Source organism: Synechococcus sp. GFB01 (assembly GCF_001039265.1).
GTDB lineage: Bacteria > Cyanobacteriota > Cyanobacteriia > PCC-6307 > Cyanobiaceae > NIES-981.
Window position 1 is genome coordinate 1 of the sequence record NZ_LFEK01000079.1, and the last position, 7,846, is coordinate 7,846.

At 71.5% G+C, this 7,846-nt stretch carries 11 protein-coding genes and 1 pseudogene; 7 read left to right on the forward strand and 5 right to left on the reverse strand.

Annotation, left to right across the window (positions count from 1 at the left end; genetic code table 11):
• Together mtnA and SYNGFB01_RS09215 are read left to right on the forward strand one after the other, a co-directional pair.
• Window positions 1-634 (forward strand): S-methyl-5-thioribose-1-phosphate isomerase (gene mtnA, locus SYNGFB01_RS09210; protein ID WP_048017810.1); only part of this gene is annotated, 634 nt, incomplete at its 5' end.
• A complete protein-coding gene (locus SYNGFB01_RS09215) occupies window positions 621-1,343 on the forward strand; it encodes a class II aldolase/adducin family protein (RefSeq protein ID WP_048017811.1) in 723 nt (240 codons plus the stop codon). The genes mtnA and SYNGFB01_RS09215, both read left to right, overlap by 14 nt.
• 64 nt (window positions 1,344-1,407) lie before the next feature.
• Here the strand turns inward: SYNGFB01_RS09215 and SYNGFB01_RS16405 are convergent, their stop codons facing one another.
• The 3 genes from SYNGFB01_RS16405 to SYNGFB01_RS09225 all read right to left on the reverse strand — a co-directional run bounded on the left by SYNGFB01_RS16405 (window position 1,408) and on the right by SYNGFB01_RS09225 (window position 4,657).
• Window positions 1,408-1,764 (reverse strand): hypothetical protein, encoded by a 357-nt coding sequence (locus SYNGFB01_RS16405; RefSeq protein ID WP_235300089.1) that lies wholly within the window; start codon window positions 1,762-1,764, stop codon window positions 1,408-1,410.
• A gap of 62 nt (window positions 1,765-1,826) precedes the next feature.
• Window positions 1,827-2,642, reverse strand: coding sequence for a hypothetical protein (locus SYNGFB01_RS16410; protein WP_369795530.1), 816 nt, complete (start codon window positions 2,640-2,642; stop codon window positions 1,827-1,829).
• A 131-nt stretch (window positions 2,643-2,773) separates the two neighbouring features.
• The gene (locus SYNGFB01_RS09225) at window positions 2,774-4,657 is read right to left on the reverse strand and encodes a prolyl oligopeptidase family serine peptidase (protein WP_048017812.1); all 1,884 of its coding nucleotides are present in this window, start codon (window positions 4,655-4,657) and stop codon (window positions 2,774-2,776) included.
• A gap of 55 nt (window positions 4,658-4,712) precedes the next feature.
• Here SYNGFB01_RS09225 and def point away from each other — a divergent pair, with 55 nt between their 5' ends.
• The 5 genes from def (at window position 4,713) to SYNGFB01_RS14670 (ending at window position 6,786) form a co-directional block, all read left to right on the forward strand.
• A complete protein-coding gene (def, locus tag SYNGFB01_RS09230) occupies window positions 4,713-5,318 on the forward strand; it encodes a peptide deformylase (protein WP_048017813.1) in 606 nt (201 codons plus the stop codon).
• A gap of 18 nt (window positions 5,319-5,336) precedes the next feature.
• Entirely contained in the window at window positions 5,337-5,534 is a 198-nt protein-coding gene (locus SYNGFB01_RS09235; protein ID WP_048017814.1) for a hypothetical protein, read from the forward strand.
• Between the two features lie 81 nt (window positions 5,535-5,615).
• Window positions 5,616-6,293: a DUF3747 domain-containing protein gene (locus SYNGFB01_RS09240; RefSeq protein WP_048017815.1), complete on the forward strand. Its 678-nt coding sequence runs from the start codon at window positions 5,616-5,618 to the stop codon at window positions 6,291-6,293.
• A gap of 54 nt (window positions 6,294-6,347) precedes the next feature.
• Window positions 6,348-6,518, forward strand: coding sequence for a 30S ribosomal protein S21 (gene rpsU, locus SYNGFB01_RS09245; RefSeq protein ID WP_006172073.1), 171 nt, complete (start codon window positions 6,348-6,350; stop codon window positions 6,516-6,518).
• 91 nt (window positions 6,519-6,609) lie between these two features.
• A complete protein-coding gene (locus SYNGFB01_RS14670) occupies window positions 6,610-6,786 on the forward strand; it encodes a hypothetical protein (protein ID WP_161795883.1) in 177 nt (58 codons plus the stop codon).
• On the opposite strand, the gene SYNGFB01_RS16415 is transcribed toward SYNGFB01_RS14670, so the two are convergent.
• A complete protein-coding gene (locus SYNGFB01_RS16415) occupies window positions 6,756-7,013 on the reverse strand; it encodes a hypothetical protein (RefSeq protein WP_369795531.1) in 258 nt (85 codons plus the stop codon). The genes SYNGFB01_RS14670 and SYNGFB01_RS16415 overlap by 31 nt on opposite strands.
• Window positions 7,014-7,163: 150 nt before the next feature.
• Window positions 7,164-7,822: pseudogene (locus SYNGFB01_RS16420) on the reverse strand (ATP-binding protein); the annotation flags it as partial.
• Between the last annotated feature and the right edge of the window lie 24 nt (window positions 7,823-7,846).

Here is a 7,846-nt window from a genome sequence, read left to right on the forward strand (position 1 = left end):
CCTGAGAGTGCTCACCCACTGCAACGCCGGCTGGCTCGCCACGGTGGACTGGGGCACGGCCCTGGCGCCGATCTACAAGGCCCACCGCGCCGGGCTCCACATCCATGTGTGGGTGGATGAGACGCGGCCGCGCAATCAGGGCGCCTCGCTCACCGCCTGGGAGCTGGGGCGCGAGGAGGTGCCGCACACCGTGATCGTGGACAACGCCGGGGGCCACCTCATGCAGCACGGCCAGGTGGATGCTGTGATCGTGGGCACCGACCGCACCACCCGCCGCGGCGACGTGTGCAACAAGATCGGCACCTACCTCAAGGCCCTGGCCGCTCGCGACAACAACGTGCCCTTCTACGTGGCCCTGCCCGCCTCCACGATCGACTGGACGATCGACGACGGGGTGGCCGAGATCCCGATCGAAGCCCGCAGCGCCGAGGAGGTGACGGCCATTCAGGGCCGCGTGCTCACCGGCGCCAGCGAGGGCTCGATCGCCAGCGTGCAGCTCACACCCGCTGGCAGCGCCGGCTTCAACCCCGGTTTCGACGTGACGCCCGCCCGTCTGGTGACGACGCTGATCACCGAGCGTGGCGTGGCCGCGGCGAGCGAGGCGGGGCTGCGGGGGCTGTATGGCGATGGCTGACGGCTGCGGACCGCTGGATCAGCGGCGGGCGCTGCTGAGCGCGGCCCAGGGGCTCAACGCATGCGGTCTCAATCAAGGCACGGCCGGCAATCTCTCGCTGCGCATCCCAGGCGGCCTCCTGATCACGCCCAGTTCCCTGCCCTACGAACAGATGGGTCCGGAGGATCTGGTGGCGATCGATCCGCAGGGTCGTCCGCTCGCGGACTCCGCCACCACGACCGGGCGTGCACCCTCCTCCGAGTGGCGCCTCCACGCCGACATCCTGGCCCGCCGGCCCGAGATCGCTGCGGTGGTGCACTGCCATTCGGTGCATGCCACGGCCCTGGCCTGCCACGGCCGTGGCATTCCGCCGTTTCACTACATGGTGGTGCAGGCGGGCGGGCCCGACATCCGCTGCGCCGGCTATGCCACCTTCGGCAGTCAGGAGCTCTCGGATCTGGCCGTGGCGGCGCTCCGGGAACGTCGGGCCTGCCTGCTGGCCCATCACGGCCAGGTGACCCTGGGCTCGAGCCTCGAGCAGGCCCTGGCGCTGGCGGTGGAGGTGGAGACGCTCGCCCAGATGTATCTGCAGGCTCTGCAGCTGGGCGAACCGCCGCTGCTCTCGGGGGAGGAGATGGAAGAGGTGGCGGAGCAGATGCAGCGCCGCCACTACGGCGCGTTCAGCGACCCCGCCGCTCCGCCAGGCCAGAGCCCAGATCTGCCGCGGTGAGCGCCGCGGCCAGGCCGGCAGGGCCAGCACCACGCCGGACCCCGAACACGGTCACGGAACACGGTCACGCCCGTGCTGCCCCCAGCATCAGGGCCAGGGCGCTCCACAGCAGGGTCAGCGCCAGGCACAGGGCTCCCCAGGCCGGCAGCCCCCAGCTGTGCACCGCCAGCGGCGCCACCACCGTGACCACCCCGCCGGCCAGCACCGGCTGCAGCAGCAGCTGCTTCACCGAGAAGGCCGGCAGCGCCTCGCTGCGGCCGCCCGGATCGGCCATGCCGAGCAACAGCAGGCCGCTGGCGGCCACGCCGGTGGCCTGGCCGAATTCGATCACCGCCCGCTCGAACCACCCCGCCGGCAGGATGCGCCGCGCCAGCAGCAGCACCACCAGCAGGTTCCAGGCCAGGCCGAAGCCCGAGAGCACCAGCAGCGGCAGCCAGTTGGCCCGCAGCAGCGGCAGGTTGAGCCCCGCCGTGGCGGCGGCGATCAGCAGATCGGTCGCCAGACCCCCAGGTCGCTCTGCAGGCTGGGCAGCGCCAGGTCGGTGCCGCCGCTGCGCTCCAGGCCCAGCCGCACCAGCAGAGAGCCCGCCAGCGCCAGGGGGTAGACCGGCAGGGTATCGACCACCATGCGCAGCGGACCGCCGAGCGGTGTGGCGGCCCACTCCAGCGCCGCCTGCATCACCACCCCCAGGCCCACCGCCAGGCCCACCAGCCCCAGGTTCACCGCCAGCTGGCCCAGGCGGGCCGGCCAGCCCTGACCCGTCGACGCCTGATCCGGGGCTGTCACCGGCGCGGAGGTCTGCCCGGGCTCGGGCAGGACGCAGTGGGGAGCGCTGCCATCCAGCAGCCACCCCCGGCGCTGCGCCAGCACCACCAGCAACCCACCCACCACCGTGGAGCTGAGCAGGCCCACCGTGGCCATGGCCAGGCCGAGATCGGTGCCGCCGGCAAAGCCCAGATCGGCATAGATCGGCCCCATCACCGCGGCGCTGCCGTGCCCCCCCTCGAAGCCCACCTCGATCAGGCAGGCCATCAGCGGATCGGCACCGAGCCAGGGGCCGAGCACCAGCAGCACCGCCGCCGCGCCCATCAGGTACTGGCCGAAGCCCAGGGTGAGGCCGAGCAGGGTCTGGGCGGCGGCCGGCTTCCACAACCGCGCCAGATCCGGCAGGGGCCGCGCCAGCATCAGGGTGCCGAACACGAAGGTGAGCAGCACCATGGGCAGCCGGGCCCACAGGTCCTCCACCGGAGCCGGCAGCACCGGCCAGGGGCCGTGGGGTCCCAGCACCACCCCCAGCACGCCGGCCAGCAGCGCCGCCGGCAGGCCGATGCGCTACAGGCCCAGCGCCGGCCCGATCGCCCGGCCCGCCGCCACCAGCAGTCCGAGCAGGGCCAGGGCCAGCGCCAGCAGCAGCGGGCCGTGCAGCGTGCTCACAGGCCGAAGTGATGGCGGAAGAAGGCCTCGGTGGCCTCAAGCACGGCGATCTGCACGGCGCTGCTGCGGAAGCCGTGGCCCTCGCCGGCGAAGCGGTGCACCTCCACCGCGATGCCGTTGGCCCGCAGCGCGGCCGCCATGCGCTCGGTCTGCTCAGGAGGCACTACCGCATCCTCGAGGCCCTGAAAGAAGATCACCGGGCAGCGGATCCGATCGGCGTGCGCCAGCGGTGAGCGTGCCTCATAGGTGGCCTGCGCTTCCGGCCAGGGTCCGATCAGACCATCGAGATAGCGGGCTTCGAAGCGATGGCTTCCGCGTGCCAGCGCGCTCGGGTCGGTGACGCCGTAGCGGCTGGCACCGGCGCGAAACCCCTCGGTGAAGCAGAGGGCGGCCAGGGCCGTGAAGCCGCCGGCGCTGCCGCCTTCGATGGCGATCCGCTCCGGGCTCGCCCGGCCTGCGGCGATCAGGGCGCTGGCGGCGGCGGCGCAGTCGCCCACATCCACCACGCCCCACTGGCCATCGAGCCGTTCGCGGTAGGCCCGACCGAAGCCGGTGGAGCCGCCATAGTTCACATCCACCACGCCCCAGCCGCGCGAGGTCCAGAACTGGATGCCCAGGCTCAGCCCCCGCCGCGCCATGCCGGTGGGGCCGCTGTGGCCCTTCACCAGCAGCGCTGACTCGGGACTGGCGCCACCGGCAGGGGGGTAGTACCAGGCGTGGGTGGATGCCCCACCGTGGCCGGCGAACCAGAGTGGCTCCGGTTGGCTGATCGCCTCCGCCGGCAGGGGGGAGGCGGCCGCCGGAGTGTGCCGCCAGCTGCCGCTGGCCAGCTCCAGTTCCAGCAGCCCCTGGGGGGTGATGGGGTTGCTGGCGATGGCCACCAGCCGCCCCGCTGCGGCGCTGAGGCCGGCCAGATCATCGAAGGGCTGATCGATCGGCTGCCAGGCGGCTGGCGTGCCCACCGCCGGCGGCCCCAGGTTCACCCGGCCCAGCTGCCAGGTTCCATCCCGGCAGGCTGCGGCGATCAGCTCCCGGCCATCCCAGGCGCTGGTGGCCATGCCGAAGACCCATTGGGGCATGGCGAATTCGGCCGCCATCGGCAGCAGCGGCTGCCAGTGGCCGGAACCGGTGTCGAGCCGCTGCAGGTTCCACCAGCCCGACGCATCGCAGGCCACCACGAGCTGATCCGCCGCGATCCAGAGCGGCTGAAACACCGAGATCGGCTGGGGATCGGTCGGGCCGGAGCCCGCTACCGGCCGCGCCCGCGCCAGCGTTCCGTTGGCCTGCACATCAGCCAGCCACAGCTGGCTGCGCTCCCAGGGCATCCACGGCTGTTGCCACTCCACCCAGGCCAGCTGGCGGCCGTCGGGGCTGAGGCAGGCATAGCCGCAGAAGTCGGCCGGCCGATGCAGCAGCAGCGGCTCGCCGCCTTCCAGGGGCACCGCCACCAGCTGGTCGCGGCCGCCGGCTTCCTGCACCCCGATCCAGCGGCGCCGCCCCGCATCGATCAGGCCATCGGCAAAGGCCCGCTCGCCGGGCGCCAGCAGCCGGCTCGGTTCCCCCAGGGGCGCACCGCTGTCCGGATCGAGCGCCAGGTGCCAGAGGCAGCGGTCGCCGTCATGCACCCACACCAGATCGCCGCCGCTGATCGCGTAGACCCCGCCGCCGTATTCATGCACGCGGCTGCGAAGGTTCCAGCTGCCGGGGGTGAGCTCGATGGCCGTCCCTGCTGAGCCGGCACGCAGCATCAGGGTGGTGCGGCCCTGTTCGTGGGGCCGCTGCTCGAGCCACAGCAGCCGGTCGCCGCTCAGCCGTGGTTCCTTCACCACAGGGATGCGGCCCACCACGGCGGCGGCCGCCAGGGGCTCCCAGGCGCTCAAGCAGGGTCTCCAGCCAGCCCTCCTAAACTAGAAGTCCTCTTTGGGAAACCCTCCTGTGGCCGGCAGCTTCGCCCAGATGGCCCATTCGGCCGCTCAGGCCAGCCGCGGCGTGCAGGTGCCCAAGCAGGTGCTCGATCAGCCCCCCCTGCCGATCCACACCCTGGGCGATCCGGTGCTGCGGGCCCCGGCCAGGCGCGTCAGCAAGGTGGATGAAGCGGTGCGCGATCTGGCCCGCGACATGCTGCGCAGCATGTACACCGCTCACGGCATCGGCCTGGCGGCGGCCCAGGTGGGGGTGCACAAGCAGCTGCTGGTGATCGATCTCGATCCCGAGAACCCCGCCAACCCGCCGATGGTGCTGGTCAACCCCGAGATCCGCTCGTTCGGCTCCTCCCTCGACACCTATGAGGAGGGCTGCCTCAGCATCCCCGGGGTCTACCTCAATGTGGTGCGCCCCACCGTGGTGGAGGTGAGTTACCGCGATGAGATGGGCAGGCCCCAGAAGCTCAAGGCCGACGGTCTGCTGGGCCGCTGCATCCAGCACGAGATGGACCATCTCAACGGCGTGCTGTTCGTGGATCGGGTCACCGATGAGCTCAGCCTCAACGAGGGCCTGAAGGAGAAGGGCTTCCAGCGCTCCGACGTTCACTCGATCCGCTGAGCGCCCCGGAGCCCTCCGATGCCCATGAAACCGCTGGCCGGGATCTTCCTGGCCCTGGCCTGCCTGCTCGGGATCGCCGCCACCGGCTCGGTGTTCGAGCTGGCCTACGGCGATCCGGATCTCGGCCTGGTGACGACCCGCTGGATCCTCGGCCTGAGTCTGCCCGGCACGCTGGCGTCCCTGCTGCTGGCGATCCGCATCAACCGGCCCGCCTGATCCCCCATGGCGCGAGCTGCTGCCCTGGTGGACCCAGCTCGATGTGCATACGATGACGAACGGCCCCGGTACCCTGCCGTGATGCTCCGCTCTGTCCTCCCCGCCGCTCTGCTGTCGCTGGCTGCCGTCGCCTCCGGCCTGGCCACCGTGCTGGAACGACCGGCCGGCGCCACAATCTTCAATGCCGCCGATCTGGATCAGCAGCGTTTCGTGCTGGTGGCCGCCCCGATCGGTGATGGCACCAAGGCCCAGCTCAACATCTACGAGCAGCTCAACAGCAAGCGCGCCTGCTTCGCGGTGAGCGGTTCGGCGCCTGCGGTGGTGGATCCCCTGCTGGCCGGCTTCGACTTCACCGGCATCTGCAGTCGCTTCATCGATGCCAACGGCTATTCGGTGCGGGTGGGCGATCTGGATCTGGCCTCCAGCTACCGCCTGATGGTGGTGCGACAACAGAACGACAACCTCCTGCTGGCGATCCCCACCAAANCCGGCGCCGGGCCTGAGATGGTGGTGGCCCGCACCCAGGGGCCTGGCAGTGGCTTCCTCCTGTTCGTGTTCGAACCCGGATGGCAGCTCAAGCGGCGCGCCTACGCCGGCCGCAGGCTCGGCCACGTGTATCTCCACCGTGAGAGCTGGCCCGCCGCTGCACTCACCCCGGGGCAGGCCGGCGCACAGGTCGAGTCGCAGCCGGCGATGGAGCAACAGCCACCTCAGGGGGACGCCGCAGCTGCTGCTGCTCCGTCAGCAGCGACCCGTTGAGCGGCGACAGGGCGATTGCTACAGTCGCCCTTCTGGTCAGTTCACCCACGCTTCATGACCCAGGTCACCGTCGGCGAAAACGAAGGCATCGAATCGGCCCTGCGCCGCTTCAAGCGCCAGGTGTCCAAGGCGGGGATCTTTGCGGATCTGAAGCGCCTGCGTCACCACGAGACGCCCACCGAGAAGTACAAGCGCAAGGCCCAGCAGCGTCGCCGCCGGCGCTGAGCCCCACCGTCGGTCCCGCCCAAACCGGTCTTTCTACCTGTTCCCGGTTGCGCCGATGTCCGCCAGGCTGAAACCAGCCTCAACAGCGGCCATGACCTTGATGTCTTCCGGATCGGGCTCCATTGTTCAGCTCGGCCTCAACCGCTTCGCTGCCTGGTTTGCCGATGCCGTGCACCATGCCATCGGCAGCCTGCATGATCAGGATGCCCTGGCCCCGCCGCTGATCGGGGTGCAGCCCTACACCGATCGCCCGGTGAGGAAGCGGTAGGTCAGCGCTTCGGCGATCTCCCCTGTGCCGACCCGGCCGGCATCCGCCAGGTCGGCGAGGGTGAGGGCCAGGCGCAGCACCCGTTCACCCGAGCGGGCCGAGAGGCGCCGATGTCGCAGGGCCGCTTCCCACAGCTGCAGAGCCGGTTCCTCGATGATCTGCAGACGGCGCAGGGCCGCTGCATCGAGTTGGGCGTTGCTGCAGCCCCCTGGGTTGCGGTGCTGCATGCGGTGGCGGGCTTCCTCCACCCGTCGCCGGACCACCGAGGTGGTTTCCACCGCCGCGGCCGCTGCCGGCCTGTAGCAGGCTGCGAGCGCCTCGCTGTCGGGCCGTTGCAGCGTCACCTGCAGGTCGATGCGATCCAGCAGCGGCCCGGACAGACGCCCCCAGTAGTGCCGTCGCTGGCCGACCGTGCAGGTGCAGCTGCGCTCAGGGTCGCCGTGCCAGCCGCAGGGGCAGGGGTTGGTGGCCGCCACCAGGGTGATCCGGCAGGGGAAACGGCTGCGGTGGCGGGCGCGCTGGATCCACAGCTCACCCTCCTCCAGCGGCTGGCGCAGCAGATCCAGCACCTCCCGCCGGAATTCGGCCAGCTCATCGAGGAAGAGCACACCCCGGTGGGCCAGCACCAGCTCTCCCGGACGCGGAATCGCCCCGCCGCCGATCAGGGCCGCGCCGCTGCAGCTGTGGTGGGCGCCCGGAACGGGCGGCTGCCGATCAGGCCGCTCTGCTCCCCCAGCAGGCCCGCCACCGAATGGATGCCGGTGATCTCCAGCGCTTCGGCGCGGCTGAGCGGCGGCAGCAGACCGGCCAGGCGACGGGCCAGCATCGTCTTGCCGCTGCCCGGCGGGCCGCAGAGCAGCAGATGGTGGTCGCCGGCCGCGGCGATCTCCAGGGCACGGCGGCCATGGGGTTGCCCCGCACATCGGCCAGATCTCCCTGGCTGGCTTCGGGCGTCAGGGTGGCGGGGGAGGGGGCCGCCGCCTGAGGCGGCTGGCGTAGCAGGGCCACCGCCTCCGTGAGCGCACCCGCCGGCCACACCGCCAGCCCCTCCACCAGGGCG

Excerpts from the sequence above, each read along its gene's own strand:
- SYNGFB01_RS09215 (WP_048017811.1), top strand. The coding sequence starts at position 621 with ATGGCGATGGCTGACGGCTGCGGACCGCTGGATCAGCGGCGGGCGCTG.
- SYNGFB01_RS09235 (WP_048017814.1), top strand. The coding sequence starts at position 5,337 with ATGCCCATGAAACCGCTGGCCGGGATCTTCCTGGCCCTGGCCTGCCTG.
- rpsU (WP_006172073.1), top strand. The coding sequence starts at position 6,348 with ATGACCCAGGTCACCGTCGGCGAAAACGAAGGCATCGAATCGGCCCTG.
- SYNGFB01_RS14670 (WP_161795883.1), top strand. The coding sequence starts at position 6,610 with ATGACCTTGATGTCTTCCGGATCGGGCTCCATTGTTCAGCTCGGCCTC.
- SYNGFB01_RS16415 (WP_369795531.1), bottom strand. The coding sequence starts at position 7,013 with ATGCAGCACCGCAACCCAGGGGGCTGCAGCAACGCCCAACTCGATGCA.